The sequence below is a fragment of the Flavobacterium esculini genome, assembly GCF_048284325.1.
In the GTDB taxonomy this organism is placed as follows: domain Bacteria; phylum Bacteroidota; class Bacteroidia; order Flavobacteriales; family Flavobacteriaceae; genus Flavobacterium.
Map to the genome: position 1 here is coordinate 44,768 of NZ_JBLVPI010000019.1, position 17,967 is coordinate 62,734.

The following is a 17,967-nucleotide window of genomic DNA, read 5'->3' on the forward strand; positions in this document are numbered from 1 at the left end:
TCGTACTTTCCCATTTTAACAACTATGAGCTTAGTTAAATTATCCATTAAAGGGATTTCGTACAGTCAAACCCAAAACGGAGCCTACGCTTTGATTTTGAATGAAGTTGACGGTGAACGAAAATTGCCTATTGTCATAGGCGCTTTTGAAGCCCAATCTATTGCTATTGCTTTAGAGAAAGAGATCAAGCCACCTCGTCCTTTGACACATGATTTATTCAAAAATTTTGCTGAGCGTTTTGATATCGTTGTAAAACAAGTTATTATTCACAAACTGGTAGATGGTGTTTTTTATTCCAGTATCATTTGTGAAAGAGATAAAATTGAAGAAATAATAGACGCCAGAACATCCGATGCTATTGCTTTAGCATTGCGTTTCAACGCCCCAATTTATACGTATAAAAACATCCTGGATAAAGCTGGAATTTATTTGAAAGCAAATCCTTTGGAAGCCAATAAAGATTCACAGGAAATAGATGATGTACTGTCTAATCCGGACACCTTTGGTCATGAAGAAGAAACGAATCAATCCGGACATACTTATTCGAAACACAGTTTACAGGAATTAAACGAATTGCTGGATCAAGCTGTAGCACATGAAGATTACGAAAAAGCAGCTAAGATTAGAGACGAAATTTCAAAAAGAGAGCTTTAGTATTCATTCCCAGTCTTTTAGAGAACTGTAAAAAGAAACTACAAACATAACCCAGAATGAAGCAATATTTAGATTTAGTGCAGCACGTAATGGAAAACGGTTGTCAAAAAGGGGATCGAACCGGAACAGGGACAAAAAGTGTGTTTGGTTATCAAATGCGTTTTGATTTAAGTGAAGGTTTCCCAATGGTTACCACTAAAAAATTACACCTAAAATCTATTATCTATGAATTGCTTTGGTTCCTGAAAGGTGACACAAATATCAAGTACCTTCAAGAAAATGGAGTGAAAATTTGGGATGCCTGGGCGGATGCCAACGGAGATTTGGGTCCTGTCTATGGCCATCAATGGCGGAACTGGAATAGCGAAGAAATAGATCAAATCAGTGAACTTATTACAGAACTAAAAACCAACCCAAACAGCCGTAGAATGCTTGTTTCAGCCTGGAATCCTTCTGTACTTCCAGATACGAAAAAATCTTTTGACGAAAATGTAGCCAATAACAAAGCTGCACTACCGCCATGCCATGCCTTTTTTCAGTTTTATGTTTCCGACGGCAAATTATCCTGCCAATTATACCAACGAAGTGCCGATATTTTCTTAGGCGTTCCATTTAACATTGCTTCCTACGCATTGTTAACAATGATGATTGCGCAAGTTTGTAAATTAGAAGCAGGTGAATTTATTCATACCTTTGGTGATGCCCATATTTATAACAATCATTTTGAACAGCTGGAATTACAATTGACACGGGAACCAAAACCATTACCAAAAATGATTTTAAATCCAGAGATTAAAAATATTTTCGATTTTGATTTTGAAGATTTCACACTTGAAGGTTATGAACCACACGCTCTCATAAAAGGAAGTGTTGCAGTGTAAAACAACAACTGATACCCGATAAAATAAAAAAATCCGCTGTGAAGCGGATTTTTTATATTTTATTAAACTGATAAAACACTATTCTCAGCACCTGCGAAATCATTCCATACAAATGAATCTGCTTCTGGTTCATTAACGAACTCTCCATCTATTACATATTTAAACTCATAAGACGCATCTTTGTTTACGTCGTAAGTTGCTTTGAAAGTTCCATTTTTCAATTTACTTAAAGCACCTTCGGCTAAATTCCAATTATTAAAATCACCAACCACAGCTGCTGATGTAGCTTGCTTCGCTTCTACTGAAAATGTAACTTTACAAACTGGTTTTGTTTTTACAAATTGTTTCTTAATTGACATAACTATTTCATTTTTAGAATTATGAGACAAAGAAAATAAATTCAAATGAACTTTCGACAAAGCACATGAAGTTTTAACAGAATGACATAAACAATGTTAATTTTTAAATAAATTCCTAATTATCTGAGCTTTAATTTTCTTATCCTAAATAAGAAAACGTTTTCTTACTAAATAATAACCAATCAAAATAGTGCCTTTGCAAAATAAAATTTATCTTTATAACCAAAATTTAATCTATGGAAAAACATCAACACGAACAATATGAGTATGCTAGAAGAAGAATTAAGCAAAAAAAAAGACTGTATTTTCATTTTGTTTTACTCCTTTTAGGGAGTTTCTCTCTATTTATATCCAATAAGTTTTTTGGAATTGGCGTAGATTCTGATTGGTATATTTGGGGAATTACAATATGGCTTTTTATTTTTATTTTGCACTTTATAAAAATATATATTACAGATCGTTTTATGAATAAAAATTGGGAAAGAGAGCAAATAGATCGGCTGGTTACACTTCAGAAAAAAAAGATTGACCAATTAGAAACAAAAATTAACGAAGAATCCTCTAACTAAAAATTAAGAGAATTATGATAATAATGATTGCGGCAATTGCCGAAAACAATGCGCTTGGAGAAAATAATAAATTGGTTTGGCATCTTCCAAATGATTTCAAAAGGTTTAAAACACTTACTTCCGGACGTCATATTATAATGGGGCGAAAAACTTTTGAGAGTTTCCCAAAACCATTGCCCAATCGAACTCATATCGTGATATCCAGACAGAAGGAATACCGCCCAGAAGGCTGTATTGTGGTAGATAGCATGGAAAAGGCCTTGGCAATTTGCCCAGAAAACGAGACCTCTTATATAATTGGAGGGGGGGAAATTTATACTCTTGGACTTCCTTTTACTGATAAGATTGAAATCACAAGGGTTCATAATAATTTTAAAGCAGATGCTTTTTTTCCTGAAATCGATCTTAAAGAATGGGAAATTACAGCATATGAATTTAATAAAAAAGACGAAAAACACCTTTACGACTATACGTATCAAACTTTTTCCCGAAAATAAAAAAACACCCCGAAATGGGATGTTTTTTATTTAACAATGACAAGGGAATGACCTATTCTTGAAACAATATTTGATAACTCAAAATAAAAATCACAAATACCAGTAACACTCCAGAGATGGAGATAATAATATTTGACAATTTTTGAGCGTACATTTCAAAAAAGCCTTTAATACCAAATACCACGAAGGTACTAAAGACAAAGAAAATCAAAATTTCCAAAAACAAATTTAATCCTAAGAACGTGTGTTGCGCTTTAAATACATTACTATTTTGCAAAATAGCACTTTCAAAACTGCTCACAAGAACAAATGATATTGTTAACGCAAGAAACAACCATTTGATTTGGGTCATTAAATCCCTTTTAATCATTGATAAATATTTTAAAATATTATAATGTAAAATTGAACAATAAAAACATTTGTTGCAATACCCACTTTTAGTGATATTTACGATTTAGTGTAATTATTTTATTATCATCCCAAAGAAAAAAATTAATCCTTTTTTCTAACTAAAAGAAAGTTTACCGCTAATCCCGAAACTGATTTTTAGTTTGTATAGTTTGTCTTATATTTGTGGAAATTAAAAAAATGTCAAAAAATATAACACCTTATAAAAATTCAACTTTAGGAAAAAAAGAACAAGTTGCAAAAATGTTTGATACCATATCTGGAAATTATGACAACCTTAATCGTGTCATTTCTTTTGGTATTGACATCAAATGGCGTAAAAATGTTTTAAAAATTGTTGCCAAATCCAATCCAAAAATAATTCTGGATATTGCAACAGGAACTGGTGACTTGGCTATTTTGATGGCACAAACCAATGCTGAAAAAATTATCGGATTAGATATTTCTGCAGGTATGCTTGAAGTAGGCAAGAAGAAAATTGTCGCAAGGAACATGTCTGACACTATTGAAATGATTTTAGGTGACTCTGAAAACATGCCGTTTGAGGACAACTATTTTGACGCTATTACAGTTGCTTTTGGAGTTAGAAATTTTGAAACACTAGAAAAAGGTTTGTCAGAAATTTTAAGAGTTTTGAAACCAAATGGTATTTTTGTGATTTTAGAAACCTCAGTCCCTGAAAAAACCCCTTATAAACAAGGATATACTTTTTACAGTAAAAACATACTGCCACTCATAGGAAAATTATTCTCCAAAGACAATGTAGCTTATGGTTATTTATCTGAATCTTCGGCTGCATTTCCATACGGTGAAAAATTGAACAATATTTTGAGAAAAATTGGGTTTATAGATGTAATAGCGATGCCACAAACTTTTGGTGTAGCCACAATTTATTCTGCTTCTAAAAAATAAGATGAAAAAAATAGTTGTTTTAGTTTTATTAACTATCAATCTCAACGGATTCGCACAGTTTAATAAAAACATGTTTAGCAAGGACCCTATCATTAACTTGGAAAATTTTCAAAATAAAAAGCTCTATTTTGGATATTTTTTAGGTTTCAATTCTTATGATTTTAAAATTGACTATAAGACCGTTGGTCCTGATATCCAAACAAAGAAAACAACGGGCTTTAATGTGGGAATTGTCGGTGATTTAAAACTTCATGAATATATCAGTTTACGATTTGAACCCGGTTTATATTACACTAAAAGAGATTTGCTCTATCCTGGTTTCACATCAAAAACTGATGCTCTGAGAGAAGTAAACAGTACTTACATTCATTTCCCGTTACTATTAAAATTCTTATCACTTAGAACCGGGAATATTCGTCCATATATTGTAGGAGGATTGTCTACAACTTTAAACTTATCGAGCAATTCAAAATCAATAGACGATAATTCAGCACAACGTTTTAGAGTTAAACCTTGGACAACAAATTATGAAATGGGTTTGGGGATCGATTTCTTTTCTCCTTATTTTATATTTTCCCCTTCTATAAGAGGTGTTTTTGGACTTAAAGACGAACTTATTAGAGATAAAGACCCCAATAGTCCTTGGACTGGCGACATAGAGTCAATAAAATCAAGAGCTGTTTTTATCAATTTTACGTTTCATTAAAATCAATTATTCTTAAATTTTATTGTGAATTTCTTCTAAATTCACTAAGAATAATGGCCGTTGCAGTAGCCACATTCAAACTTTCCGTCTTTTGAATTTCTCCAAAACGAGGAATGGTAATTCTATTTTCAATCCGTTCTTCAATTGCTGACGAAATCCCATTGGCTTCATTTCCCATGATGATGATTCCTTCCTGAGGCAAGCTGGTTTTGTAAATATTCTCTCCATCCATAAAAGTCCCAAAAACAGGTAATTTGGTTTGTGCTAGAAAAGCATCCAAATCTATATAAGTAACATTTACCCTTGCAATTGAACCCATTGTAGCCTGGACTACTTTTGGATTATAAATATCAACCGTTTCTTTAGAACAAAGTAATTGATGAATTCCAAACCAGTCACACAATCGCAATATAGTCCCTAAATTCCCTGGATCTCGAATACTATCAAGAGCGAGAATCAATCCGGATTCAATCATTTTTTTCTCAACCGGCATTTTAAAAACTGCCAAACAAGAATTAGGCGAGGAAAGAGCGCTTATTTTTTTTAATTCATTTTCATCAATACCCGTCTTTTTTGCATTTGGAACTTCTTCAAAATCATTTTGCGTGGTGTACAAATGCTCCAGTTCAAAATTTGACTGCAATAACTCCTGAATTACTTTCACGCCTTCGGCAAAAAATAATTTATTGATCAATCTATATTTTTTTTGCTGTAAACTCGTTATAAGTTTTATTTGGTTTTTACTAACCATAAAATAATGTACTTTTGAATTAAATATTTTGAAACACTTGAAAAACATTTCCACAAAAATAACAGCATTTATTCTAATTGCAATATTAATATGTGCATGTAACGCTGAAAAAAGAGTTCCAGAAGGCAAACTATTGCTTACAAAAAACGAAGTTTTAGTAAATAATAAGAACACCAAAGAAGAAATCATTTTTAATCAATTGTATCAAAAACCAAATAGCACCTTATTTTTGGGCTTGCGTTTGCGTTTGAATTTATATAATTTGGCAAATCTGAATCCAGATTCCACCTACCAGGCTAAGTTTACAAATAATCCTGGAAAATACAAAAGACAAGCAAACTGGTTGTCCGCAAAACAAGTGGATCGACTTGGAAAATCTTTTTTATATCATGGAATTCATGATTTTCTAAAAAAAACTGGCGAAGCGCCTGTAATTATTGACCAAACTAAAACAGACAAATCAATATTAAGACTAAAGTACTATTACTTTAACAATGGCTATTTTAATGTTAAAGCCACCTATACAATCGATACTTTAAAAACTAAAAGAGCCAAAATTAAATATGCAATAACTACGCAGGAGCCTTATCTGTTAGATTCATTAAGAACAACCATTTTAACACCAGTATTAGACTCATTGTACGAAACAAACAAGTCTAAAACTTTAATTAAGTCAGGAAATCAATATAAAACAGCCGATTTTGAGGATGAAAAAAACAGAATTACAACCAACTTTAGAAACAATGGTGCGTATTATTTTCAACCCAACTATATCACTTTTGATTTAGATACCATTAAAAAAATAAATAAAGCAAATGTAAATCTAATCATCAATAATTATTCTTATCAACAACAGGACTCCAGTAGAACAGAACCTTTCAAGTTGTATAAAATAAGTGATGTAAATATTTATACTGATTATTTACCAAATGGCAATAACCAAAAAATAACTGACAGTATTTCTTATAATAATTTCAATTTGTACGGCCGTGAAAAAATTAAATACAAACCTCGCGCTATAACAAATGCCATCTTTATCAACAAAGGGACATTATTTGCAGATTATAAAACGGTGTTAACAACCCGATATCTGAATAATCTTAAAATTTTCAATTATCCAACCATACAATACGAAGTCGACAAAAGAGATACAACAGCCCAGTCATTGATTGCAAAAGTATATCTAACACCCAGAAAAAAATATAGTTTTGGGGCTACACTGGATGTTACACATTCAAACATACAGGATATTGGTATTGGACTAAGCGCTTCAGAAACTATCAGAAATATATTTAACGGCGCCGAAACATTAGAAATTGCTGCTCGTGGAAACATCGGATCTTCAAAAGATTTAGCAAATCCAAATAATAATTTTTTTAATGTTTCAGAATACGGACTGGATTTAAAACTTACCTTCCCAAGAATTTTCATGCCTTTTGAAACTGAAAAAATCATTCCTAAAAGCATGATTCCTTCCACGCTAATTACGGCAGGTTTCGCAAAACAAAGAAATATTGGTTTGGACAAAGAGAATTTCACTGGAGCATTATCCTATAATTGGACGCCAAAAAGAAACAATACCGCTCGTTTTGATCTTTTCAACGCACAATTTGTACGCAATCTAAATCCACAAAATTATTTCAACGTATACAGATCTTCTTATAATGCACTGAATGATCTTGGAAAAACATACAATACAAATCCAGACTATTTCAATAATATCATTGATAAAGATTTAATAATCGAAGATGGAACATTAGGATTCACTAATGATGTTTTGAACGGAAATACTCCATTAACACCATCGGATGAAAATTATAAAAACGTAAAAAGCATTGAAGAACGAAGAGTTAGACTGACCGAAAATGATTTTATTCTGGCAACAAGTTATAGTTTTTCCAAAACTACCAAAACAGATGTTCTGGACAATAATTTTTATCTCTTTAGAACAAAGATTGAATCTGCGGGAACTTTATTATCCTTAATTTCGAAAACAGCAAGTCTACCTAAAAACGCAGATAACAATTATGAAATATTCAATTTAGAATATTCAGAATATATAAAAACAGAGTTCGACTATATCAAACACTGGGATTTAACGAAAGAGAAAGTATTTGCTGTTAGAACTTTTTTCGGAATAGCAGTTCCTTTCGGCAATTCGGATAACGTCCCGTTTTCAAGAAGTTATTTTTCTGGCGGTTCCAATGATAACAGAGCATGGCAACCCTATAGCTTAGGACCTGGAAGCAGTGGTGCCTCAAATGATTTTAACGAAGCAAATATGAAACTTGCCATTAGTGGCGAATTTAGATTTAAAGTATTAGGGAGTTTAAAAGGAGCTCTTTTTGCCGATGCCGGAAACATCTGGAATGTACTTGATAATGTGACAGATGAAAAATCGACATTTAAGAATCTAAGCGATTTAAAAGACATAGCCTTAGGCTCCGGATTTGGGCTGCGATACGATTTAAGCTTTTTTGTAATTCGATTTGATTTAGGGTTTAAAACCTACAATCCAGCCAATGAAACTAACAAACGATGGTTTCGCGAATACAATTTTGGACACTCTGTTTTAAATTTTGGAATAAATTATCCGTTCTAATGCTAATTAATTCTTATTTTTGCAAACTAAAAACTAAAAAACAACTAAAAAGAATTACAATGGCACACAACATAAAACCAGGCGTAGCTACGGGAGATCAGGTTCAAGAAATTTTCAACTATGCTAAAGAAAAAGGATTCGCATTACCTGCTGTAAATGTTACAGGATCAAATACCATCAATGGTGTACTTGAAACTGCAGCTAAATTAAACGCACCAGTTATCATTCAATTTTCTAATGGAGGAGCGCAGTTTAATGCAGGAAAAGGACTTTCGAATGCAGGTGAAAAAGCAGCTATCGCTGGTGGAATCGCAGGAGCATTACACATTCACACTTTGGCAGAAGCTTACGGGGCAACAGTAATTTTACATACTGACCATTGTGCAAAAAAATTATTACCTTGGATCGATGGTTTATTAGATGCTTCAGAAGCACATTTTGCTAAAACTGGAAAACCATTATTCTCTTCTCACATGATTGATTTATCTGAAGAGCCTATCGAAGAAAACATCGAAATTTGCAAAGGCTATTTAGAAAGAATGAGCAAAATGGGAATGACACTTGAAATCGAACTTGGAATTACAGGTGGTGAAGAAGATGGTGTTGACAACTCTGATGTTGATAGCTCAAAATTATATACGCAACCCGAAGAAGTTGCTTATGCATACGAAGAACTTTCAAAGGTAAGTCCTAGATTTACAATTGCGGCGGCTTTTGGTAACGTTCACGGTGTTTACAAACCAGGAAATGTAAAATTGACTCCAAAAATTTTAAAAAACTCTCAAGATTTCGTACAAAACAAATTCAACACAGGATCTAATCCAGTAGATTTCGTTTTCCATGGTGGTTCAGGCTCTACATTGGAAGAAATCAGAGAAGGTATTAGCTACGGTGTAATAAAAATGAATATTGATACTGACTTGCAATTTGCATTTACGGAAGGTATTCGTGATTATATGGTTACAAATATTGACTATTTGAAAACTCAAATTGGAAATCCAGAAGGTGCTGATGCTCCAAACAAAAAATATTACGACCCAAGAAAATGGTTACGTGAAAGTGAAGTTACTTTCAACACAAGACTTGAGCAAGCATTTGCTGACTTAAACAATGTGAATACACTATAATAAAATTAAGTTTAAAGTTTTTAAATCCCGATGTAACCATCGGGATTTAAAATCTAAACCAGAAACTACAGGAACGGATTACTGAACACTGAACACTAGAAAAATGGCTTGGTTTAAAAGAAAAGAAAAAGGGATTACTACTGCTACTGAAGACAAGATGGACATCCCAAAAGGGCTTTGGTACAAATCTCCAACTGGAAAAATTATTGATGCCGATGAACTAGCTCGTAACTTATTTGTAAGTCCTGAAGATGGTTTTCATGTTAGAATTGGAAGTGCTGAATATTTCCAAATTTTATTTGACAACAATGAATTTGTTGAATTAGATAAAAATATGACCTCTAAAGATCCTTTGCATTTTATTGACACAAAAAAATATGCAGACCGATTAAAAGATGTTATGGAAAAAACCAAACTTAAGGATGCAGTGCGCACCGGAGTTGGAAAATCCAAAGGAAAAGAATTAGTAATTTGCTGTATGGATTTTGCCTTTATTGGTGGATCTATGGGAGCAGTAGTGGGAGAAAAAATCGCAAGAGGAATCGATCACGCAATTCAAAACAAATTGCCCTTTGTGATGATTTCAAAATCAGGTGGGGCAAGAATGATGGAAGCAGCTTATTCTTTGATGCAGCTAGCTAAAACATCCGTAAAACTGGCTCAACTTGCTGAAGCAAAATTACCTTACATTTCGTTATGTACGGATCCAACAACTGGAGGAACAACGGCATCTTACGCGATGCTGGGAGATATAAATATTTCTGAACCAGGCGCATTAATTGGATTTGCAGGACCAAGAGTAGTACGCGACACCACAGGTAAAGATTTACCCGAAGGTTTTCAAACTGCTGAATTTGTTCTCGAGCATGGTTTCTTAGACTTTATAACACCAAGAAAAGAATTGAAAGACAAGATTAACTTGTACATCGATTTGATTCAAAACAATAATATCAGATAAACGAAAATCCCGAGCAATCGGGATTTTCGTTTATGATTTAAATTTTATTATTTTAAGATTCAAACAAAAAGGCTTTCAAATATTTGAAAGCCTTTTTGTTTGAAATCCAGATTCTTTTTCGAAAGTATTCCGGTTTACATTCCTGTTCTAATAGCCTCGACAGGATCTAGTTTTGAAGCAGCAATGGCGGGAAGAATTCCTGAAATCAATCCAATTAAAGCTGCTAAGCCAGTTCCTAAGAGAATATTCCCAACACCTAACACAAATTCAAACTCTAATACTTTTGTTAAAACCATTGAAATTAACCAAACTAATAAAAGTCCAATTACCCCGCCAATTACGGAAAGTATTATTGCTTCAAATAAAAACTGAAATAATATAAATTTATTTTTGGCACCTAACGATTTCTGAATTCCAATTAAATTCGTGCGCTCTTTTACCGAAACAAACATAATATTAGCAATCCCAAACCCTCCTACAAGTAACGAAAATCCACTGATAACCCATCCAACCACATTCATTTGACCAATAATACCATCAATAAAATCAGTAAAACCTGACAACACATTAATAAAAAAATCATCAATTTCCCCTGCTTTTAAACCTCTAAAACTCCTCAATTTTTGAGAAATTTCACCTTTGTAAGCATCCATATCTACACCTCTTTCCGGCTTAAAGATGATTACGTTTGTCAAAGAAGTGTTATTATCGCCATACAATTGACGAACAAAATTAACAGGAATAAAAGCGGAAGTGTCATTACTATCACCAAATAATCCTGCTCCTTGTTTTTTCAAAACACCGATGACGGTAAATCTTTTGCCATACAATCGCACATTTTTACCTATAGGATCAATATTATCAAACAAGGATTTGGCGATTTCATCCCCTAAAACAATTACGGTAGATCCAGAATTAGCTTCAGATTCATTATAAAATCTCCCTTCTTCAAATTCTAATCCCTGAATATCAATAAATTCGTGGGAAACCGGGACAATATTAACATCACTAACTGTTTTTGAATCGTATTTTATAGATTCTCTTTTGGTAAATATTTGATACCCCATTTGGGCAGTATTTGTCATAACCCCTTTCATGTAGCTATATTCGTCGTACTTTACATTAGGAAATTGTTCTCTTTTCCATTGTGGAATATCTGACGGTCCAAAAGAAAATTTCATTAAATAAATAGTGTTTTTATCAAGACTGCTTAAATCTTTGGTAATTTTCCTGTCTAAAGAATCTACGGCAGCAAGCACAGCTATTATTGAAAAAATACCAATAGTAACCCCTAATAAAGAAAGCAAAGTCCTCAATTTATTGTTTCGCAAAGCATTCATTGCAAAACCAAAACTCTCTTTTAATAACCGAAGATAGACTATCATAAAATCTTTATTACGTTAAGGTAAAATTCTACATTATATTTTTCATAAACCTAATAAAAATCCACCTACCAATTGGTATATTTTTTTAAGATAATGTTACACAAATTCATTGAATTTTATAATCAAAAAAAAACTATTTTTGCACTTTATAATTATAACTACACAATGAACACAACAAAAACTATTCAATCTGCATTAATTTCGGTATTCTCAAAAGATGGTCTTGAACCAATTGTAAGAAAACTGCATGAACAAAATGTTATACTTTACTCTACCGGAGGAACCGAAGATTTTATAAAAAATCTAGGAATTCCTGTAGTTCCTGTGGAAGACGTAACTTCTTATCCTTCTATTCTTGGCGGAAGAGTAAAAACATTGCACCCAAAAGTTTTTGGAGGAATCCTAAACCGTCAGGACAATGAAAGTGATGTACAACAAATGCAAGAGTTCAATATTCCGCAAATTGATTTAGTGATAGTTGATTTATATCCATTTGAAAAAACAGTTGCTTCAGGAGCAAGTGAATCAGATATTATTGAAAAAATAGATATTGGTGGTATTTCTTTAATTCGTGCTGCCGCAAAAAACTTTAAAGACACTGTAATCGTAGCTTCGGTAGAGGAATACAGCTTACTTTTAGACTTGATTACAGATCAAAACGGAGCTACTACTCTTGCCAACAGAAAATTATTGGCTACAAAAGCATTTCATGTTTCTTCTCATTATGATACTGCAATTTTCAATTATTTCAATACTGATGAAACCGTTTATAAACAAAGTATTGCTCACGGTCAAGTCTTGAGATATGGAGAAAATCCACATCAAAAAGGATTTTTCTTTGGTGATTTTGATGCCATGTTCAAAAAAATTCACGGAAAAGAATTGTCTTACAACAACTTATTAGACGTAGACGCTGCTGTGAATTTGATTAATGAGTTCAAAAATGACGGCCCTACTTTTGCCATATTAAAACACAATAATGCTTGTGGTTTAGCAACAAGAAAAACAATTAGTGAGGCTTATAATGTTGCCTTGGCTTGTGACCCGACTTCAGCCTTTGGAGGTGTTTTGATTTCCAATACTAAAATTGATGTGGCAACTGCAATTGAGATAAATAAATTATTTTGTGAAGTAGTTATTGCTCCAGAATACGATACTGAAGCTAGTGCTATTTTACAAGAGAAAAAAAATAGAATTATTCTAGTTCAAAATGAAGTGGCTTTACCACAAAAACAAGTAAGAACTTGCTTAAACGGAATCTTAGTTCAAGAAAGAAACAGCATAACCGACAATAAAGAAGACTTAATAACCGTTACCACTACAGCACCAACTGAACAAGAAATTCAAGATTTAATATTTGCTTCAAAAATTTGTAAAAACACAAAATCAAATACGATTGTTTTTGCAAAAAACGGTACACTTATTGCGTCAGGTACAGGGCAAACATCAAGAGTCGACGCCTTATTACAAGCGATTGAAAAAGCAAAAACTTTTGGATTTGATTTACAGGGAGCCTCTATGGCAAGTGATGCTTTTTTCCCTTTCCCAGATTGCGTGGAAATAGCCAAAAAAGCAGGAATAACAGCTGTAATCCAGCCAGGAGGATCGATAAAAGACGAATTGAGTATCAATTATTGTAATGAAAATAAAGTTGCAATGGTATTTACAGGAACTCGTCATTTTAAACATTAATTTGTTTAACTTTGCCCGTCACAAATTTATAACTTTTAACCCTTAAAAAACTTATGGGATTTTTTGATTTCATGACCGAGGATATCGCGATAGACCTTGGTACCGCTAATACTTTAATCATACATAATGATAAAGTCGTAATTGACAGCCCCTCAATAGTTGCTCGTGATAGAGTTTCCGGCAAAATCATTGCTGTTGGTAAAGAAGCCAACATGATGCAGGGTAAAACACATGAAAACATTAAGACGATAAGACCGTTGAAAGATGGTGTAATTGCTGATTTTGATGCTTCCGAAAAAATGATCAGTATGTTTATAAAAAGCATACCGGCATTAAAGAAAAGAATGTTTACTCCCGCATTAAGAATGGTGGTTTGTATTCCTTCTGGGATTACCGAAGTGGAAATGAGAGCGGTTAAAGAATCTTGTGAAAGAGTTAACGGGAAAGAAGTTTATTTGATTCACGAACCAATGGCTGCAGCTATTGGTATTGGAATTGACATTATGCAACCAAAAGGAAACATGATTGTTGATATCGGTGGTGGAACAACTGAAATTGCCGTAATTGCGTTAGGCGGAATTGTATGTGACAAATCAGTAAAAATTGCCGGTGATGTATTTACAAATGATATCGTATATTACATGCGTACCCAACACAATCTTTTTGTTGGAGAAAGTACTGCAGAGAAAATAAAAATCCAAATTGGAGCCGCAATTGAAGACTTAGAAACTCCTCCAGAAGACATGTCAGTTCAAGGAAGAGATTTACTTACCGGTAAACCAAAACAAGTAGAAGTTTCGTACCGTGAAATTGCAAAAGCATTAGACAAATCGATTCAACGAATTGAAGATGCCGTAATGGAAACTTTATCTCAAACACCTCCAGAATTAGCAGCTGATATTTACAATACCGGTATATATCTTGCAGGTGGTGGTTCCATGTTAAGAGGTCTTGATAAAAGAATTTCTCAAAAAACAGATTTACCCGTTTATATTGCCGAAGATCCATTAAGAGCTGTAGTTCGAGGAACTGGAATGGCGCTAAAAAACCTTACAAAATTTAAAAGCATCTTGATAAAATAAGGTTTTAAAGAACAATTTAAATAATTCTATATAGTAAAAACTTCGGTTTAGCTTTACAAGTAGAAATTTAAGATAAAACCTGAAACAAAATAACCAATAGTACATGCAGCAAATATTTAATTTTATATTTAAAAACAGTAATAGGTTACTGTTTTTGCTGCTTTTGGGCATTTCACTCGTGCTCACCATTCAATCTCATTCTTTTCACAGAAGCAAAATAATAAGTTCTGCTAACTTTTTAAGTGGTGGCGTTTATGAAAAAGTTAATTCTATAAATGAGTATTTGAATTTAAAAACCCAAAATGATGCGCTAGCACAAGAAAATGCCGAATTAAAAAGTCTTCTCTTTAGTCGTAAAGACACAGCTGCGGTACAAAAATTAGATAGTTTAAAAGGCGTAAAAGCGGAAGACATTATCGTTTCAAAGGTTATTCATAATTCATACAATGTTTATGAAAACTATTTAACATTGAATTCAGGTGAATTGCAAGGAGTCAAACCAGATATGGGGGTGATAAATAGCTTGGGCATTGTTGGAATTGTTGACAATACTTCTCCACATTATGCAACTGTGGTTAGTATTTTAAATAAAAAATCTCAAATTAACGCAAAGATTAAAAAATCTAATCATTTTGGCTCATTAGTTTGGAATGGGAAAAGCACTGGCTTTGTTCAATTGATTGATGTACCAAGATTGGCAGCTATCAGAAAAGGTGACACTATCGTAACCGGGGGCCAATCCGTTATATTTCCTGAGAATATCAACATTGGAACTATTTCTAAAATTTATATTGACAATCAAACCAACTACTATACATTAGATATAAAACTTTTTAATGACATGACTAATTTAGGCCACGTTTACATCATAAAAAGTAAAAATCGTGACGAGCTTATTAATTTAGAAAAAGGAAAAAAAGATGAATAGCACCTTGTTAGTCAATATTTTTCGTTTTGTTCTGTTATTGGCAGTTCAAATTATTATTTTCAATAATATGAATTTTCTGGGCTATATAAGTCCATTCCCATACGTCCTTTTTATAATATTATATCCTGTAAACGGTAATAAATCAGGATTGTTAATCGCAAGTTTCTTGCTAGGACTTATTATGGATATGTTCAGTAATTCGGGAGGAATCCATACCACAGCATGTATCCTTTTAGCATACTTCAGGCCTTATATCTTTAAATTTTCATTTGGATTAAGCTATGAATATCAAACGGTACGATTAAATGATGTTTTAACTCCGGAGCGATTCTCTTTTATATTAATGTCTGTTGTAATTCATCACTTAGTATTATTTATACTAGAAGCATTTCAATTTAGTTTTATATTGGACGTTTTACTGCGAACATTATTGAGTACGGTATTTACAATCCTAATTTGCATTATAATAATATATCTTATTAAGCCAAACAAAAGATGAGAAAATTATTGCTGCCTTCTTTAATCATTGTTGCAGCATCATTGCTAGTAATACGAATATTCTATTTACAAATTATAGATGATTCATTCAAACTGAAATCAGACAATAATGCTATTAAAATAAAATATGACTACCCTGAAAGAGGTTATATTTACGATCGAAATGGCAAATTATTAGTAGCCAATCAAGCTTCCTATGATATCATGGTTATTCCAAGAGACGTAAAAGACATTGACACTTCAGAATTTTGTCTGCTATTAGACATTACAAAAGAGGATTTTATAAAAAGAATGGCAAAAGCCAAAGTATATAGTCCCAGGTTACCATCGGTTTTTTTACCTCAATTAAACAAAAGTGAATTTGCTGCTTTTCAGGAAAAAATTCGAAAATACGAAGGATTCTACTTTCAAAAACGTTCGTTACGTGATTACGAAGTAGATTTTGGCGCCAATGTTTTTGGATTTATCACTCAAGTCAACGAAAAATTAGTTGCAAAAAACCCCTATTACAACAGCGGAGATTTAATTGGAAGACAGGGAGTTGAAGAAAGTTATGAAGATATTTTACGAGGAATAAAAGGAGTAAAATATTTCCAAAAAGACAAATACAACAGAGAAATTGGATCCTACAAAGAAGGAAGATACGATACCATTGCGGTTCAGGGAGAAGACATAAACCTTACTATAGATGCCGAACTTCAAAAGTATGGTGAAGAATTAATGATCAACAAAAGAGGAGGAATAGTTGCTATTGAACCAAAAACCGGCGAAATACTAGCTCTTGTTACCGCTCCGTCTTATGACCCAGGAATACTTGTAGGCAGACAGCGTTCTAAAAACTATACGTTATTGTATCATGATTCTATTGCAAAACCGCTTTATGACAGGGGATTATTAGCCGAATATCCTCCGGGATCTCCATTTAAAATCCTGACTGGGCTTGTTGCGCTTCAGGAAGGCATAGTAAACGAAAAGACCACTTTTATGTGTAACCACGGTTTTGCTTATGCCCCTGGTCGATTTCAACGATGTCACTGTGGAGGTGGGCCAAGAGATCTTCATGTTGGGATTTATAAATCTTGTAATGCTTATTTTTCGAATGTTTATTTACGTACCATTGGAAAATATAAAAGTTCACCTTATGCCGTGGATGTATGGAGTAATCATATAAAAAGTTTTGGACTCGGACAATTTATGGGTTATGATTTACCAACAGGAAAAAAAGGAAAAGTACCTACTTCAAAAACCTATAAAAAAATGTATCCTGATTGGGGTTGGAGTGGAAAAACAATTATATCAAATGCAATAGGACAAGGGGAAGTATTGATGACACCTATTCAGCTGGCTAATATGATGTCAGCTGTAGCCAATGAAGGTTATTACTACACACCTCACATCATTAAAAAAATTGAAGGACATAAAATTGATAAAAAATTCACCACCAAGCATGTCACCACAATAGACAAAAGATATTACAAACCAATGATTAGCGGTTTATTTGATGTGTATAATTTAGGAACAGCTGCAGGTTTAAGAGTTGAAGGTATTGATATTTGTGGAAAAACAGGAACAGCCGAAAATTTCGCAAAAATAAATGGAAAAAGAGAACAACTAAAAGACCATTCCATCTTTGTCGCATTCGCACCAAAGGATAACCCAAAAATAGCAATAGCAATTTTGGTAGAAAATGGTGGTTTTGGATCAACCATTGCTGGTCCAATTGCCAGTTTAATGATTGAGAAATATCTTAGAAAAAAAATCACAAGAACGGATTTAGAAACCCGAATATTGAATACCAGTTTACAAGCGCAATACGCTAAATTAGGTGGTCTTTCTGAAATTGTAAAATTACAATTGAGAAAAAGTGATTCTATTTTGAAAAGTAAAAATGTTGTTGTCCCTGTTCTTGCTCCTGTTATAATAGATACAACTAAAGAAAACTAATCACTATAATATTT

The 17,967-nt window shown here is 33.0% G+C and carries 18 protein-coding genes; 14 read left to right on the top strand and 4 right to left on the bottom strand.

The genetic code is table 11. From position 1 onward, the window contains the following. Window positions 1-24 precede the first annotated feature (24 nt). Complete coding sequence (locus ACNQGG_RS15215; RefSeq protein WP_417965362.1) at window positions 25-654, top strand: bifunctional nuclease domain-containing protein; 630 nt, start codon at window positions 25-27, stop codon at window positions 652-654. A 56-nt stretch (window positions 655-710) separates the two neighbouring features. Beyond that, window positions 711-1,535: a thymidylate synthase gene (locus ACNQGG_RS15220; RefSeq protein ID WP_417965364.1), complete on the top strand. Its 825-nt coding sequence runs from the start codon at window positions 711-713 to the stop codon at window positions 1,533-1,535. Between the two features lie 62 nt (window positions 1,536-1,597). On the opposite strand, the gene ACNQGG_RS15225 is transcribed toward ACNQGG_RS15220, so the two are convergent. Further along, window positions 1,598-1,894: an isoamylase early set domain-containing protein gene (locus tag ACNQGG_RS15225; RefSeq protein ID WP_417965366.1), complete on the bottom strand. Its 297-nt coding sequence runs from the start codon at window positions 1,892-1,894 to the stop codon at window positions 1,598-1,600. A gap of 236 nt (window positions 1,895-2,130) precedes the next feature. Between ACNQGG_RS15225 and ACNQGG_RS15230 the strand changes: the two genes are divergently transcribed. Both ACNQGG_RS15230 and ACNQGG_RS15235 read left to right on the top strand, forming a co-directional pair. Next, window positions 2,131-2,463 carry a 2TM domain-containing protein gene (locus ACNQGG_RS15230; RefSeq protein WP_417965368.1) on the top strand — a complete coding sequence of 111 codons (333 nt, stop codon included), beginning with the start codon at window positions 2,131-2,133 and terminating at the stop codon, window positions 2,461-2,463. 14 nt (window positions 2,464-2,477) lie between these two features. After that, the gene (locus tag ACNQGG_RS15235) at window positions 2,478-2,960 is read left to right on the top strand and encodes a dihydrofolate reductase (protein ID WP_417965370.1); all 483 of its coding nucleotides are present in this window, start codon (window positions 2,478-2,480) and stop codon (window positions 2,958-2,960) included. Between the two features lie 52 nt (window positions 2,961-3,012). Here ACNQGG_RS15235 and ACNQGG_RS15240 read toward each other — a convergent pair whose 3' ends face one another. Beyond that, window positions 3,013-3,330, bottom strand: coding sequence for a hypothetical protein (locus ACNQGG_RS15240; RefSeq protein WP_417965372.1), 318 nt, complete (start codon window positions 3,328-3,330; stop codon window positions 3,013-3,015). A gap of 218 nt (window positions 3,331-3,548) precedes the next feature. Between ACNQGG_RS15240 and ubiE the strand changes: the two genes are divergently transcribed. Together ubiE and porT are read left to right on the top strand one after the other, a co-directional pair. Further along, window positions 3,549-4,280 (top strand): bifunctional demethylmenaquinone methyltransferase/2-methoxy-6-polyprenyl-1,4-benzoquinol methylase UbiE, encoded by a 732-nt coding sequence (gene ubiE, locus ACNQGG_RS15245; RefSeq protein WP_417965374.1) that lies wholly within the window; start codon window positions 3,549-3,551, stop codon window positions 4,278-4,280. A 1-nt stretch (window position 4,281) separates the two neighbouring features. Then, the gene (gene porT, locus ACNQGG_RS15250) at window positions 4,282-4,986 is read left to right on the top strand and encodes a type IX secretion/gliding motility protein PorT/SprT (protein WP_417965376.1); all 705 of its coding nucleotides are present in this window, start codon (window positions 4,282-4,284) and stop codon (window positions 4,984-4,986) included. Window positions 4,987-5,005: 19 nt separating this feature from the next. On the opposite strand, the gene ACNQGG_RS15255 is transcribed toward porT, so the two are convergent. Further along, window positions 5,006-5,737 (bottom strand): TrmH family RNA methyltransferase, encoded by a 732-nt coding sequence (locus tag ACNQGG_RS15255; protein ID WP_417965378.1) that lies wholly within the window; start codon window positions 5,735-5,737, stop codon window positions 5,006-5,008. Between the two features lie 37 nt (window positions 5,738-5,774). On the opposite strand from ACNQGG_RS15255, the gene tamL reads away from it, so the two are divergent. The 3 genes from tamL to accD all read left to right on the top strand — a co-directional run bounded on the left by tamL (window position 5,775) and on the right by accD (window position 10,424). After that, a complete protein-coding gene (gene tamL, locus ACNQGG_RS15260; protein ID WP_417965380.1) occupies window positions 5,775-8,339 on the top strand; it encodes a translocation and assembly module lipoprotein TamL in 2,565 nt (854 codons plus the stop codon). Between the two features lie 59 nt (window positions 8,340-8,398). Beyond that, entirely contained in the window at window positions 8,399-9,466 is a 1,068-nt protein-coding gene (gene fbaA, locus ACNQGG_RS15265) for a class II fructose-bisphosphate aldolase (RefSeq protein ID WP_417965382.1), read from the top strand. A 103-nt stretch (window positions 9,467-9,569) separates the two neighbouring features. Then, on the top strand, window positions 9,570-10,424 hold the full coding sequence (accD, locus tag ACNQGG_RS15270; protein ID WP_417965384.1) for an acetyl-CoA carboxylase, carboxyltransferase subunit beta: 855 nt from the start codon (window positions 9,570-9,572) through the stop codon (window positions 10,422-10,424). A gap of 134 nt (window positions 10,425-10,558) precedes the next feature. Here accD and ACNQGG_RS15275 read toward each other — a convergent pair whose 3' ends face one another. Continuing rightward, window positions 10,559-11,809 (bottom strand): ABC transporter permease, encoded by a 1,251-nt coding sequence (locus ACNQGG_RS15275; protein ID WP_417965386.1) that lies wholly within the window; start codon window positions 11,807-11,809, stop codon window positions 10,559-10,561. 165 nt (window positions 11,810-11,974) lie between these two features. Here ACNQGG_RS15275 and purH point away from each other — a divergent pair, with 165 nt between their 5' ends. The 5 genes from purH (at window position 11,975) to mrdA (ending at window position 17,953) form a co-directional block, all read left to right on the top strand. After that, window positions 11,975-13,501, top strand: a complete 1,527-nt coding sequence (gene purH, locus ACNQGG_RS15280) for a bifunctional phosphoribosylaminoimidazolecarboxamide formyltransferase/IMP cyclohydrolase (RefSeq protein ID WP_417965388.1) — start codon at window positions 11,975-11,977, stop codon at window positions 13,499-13,501. Window positions 13,502-13,554: 53 nt separating this feature from the next. Next, window positions 13,555-14,583 (top strand): rod shape-determining protein, encoded by a 1,029-nt coding sequence (locus ACNQGG_RS15285; protein ID WP_417965390.1) that lies wholly within the window; start codon window positions 13,555-13,557, stop codon window positions 14,581-14,583. Window positions 14,584-14,686: 103 nt separating this feature from the next. Further along, the gene (gene mreC / locus ACNQGG_RS15290; protein WP_417965392.1) at window positions 14,687-15,511 is read left to right on the top strand and encodes a rod shape-determining protein MreC; all 825 of its coding nucleotides are present in this window, start codon (window positions 14,687-14,689) and stop codon (window positions 15,509-15,511) included. Beyond that, complete coding sequence (locus ACNQGG_RS15295; protein WP_417965394.1) at window positions 15,504-16,010, top strand: rod shape-determining protein MreD; 507 nt, start codon at window positions 15,504-15,506, stop codon at window positions 16,008-16,010. The genes mreC and ACNQGG_RS15295 overlap by 8 nt, the downstream gene beginning before the upstream one ends. Then, on the top strand, window positions 16,007-17,953 hold the full coding sequence (mrdA, locus tag ACNQGG_RS15300; protein ID WP_417965396.1) for a penicillin-binding protein 2: 1,947 nt from the start codon (window positions 16,007-16,009) through the stop codon (window positions 17,951-17,953). Before ACNQGG_RS15295 ends, mrdA begins: the two co-directional genes overlap by 4 nt. Window positions 17,954-17,967 lie beyond the last annotated feature (14 nt).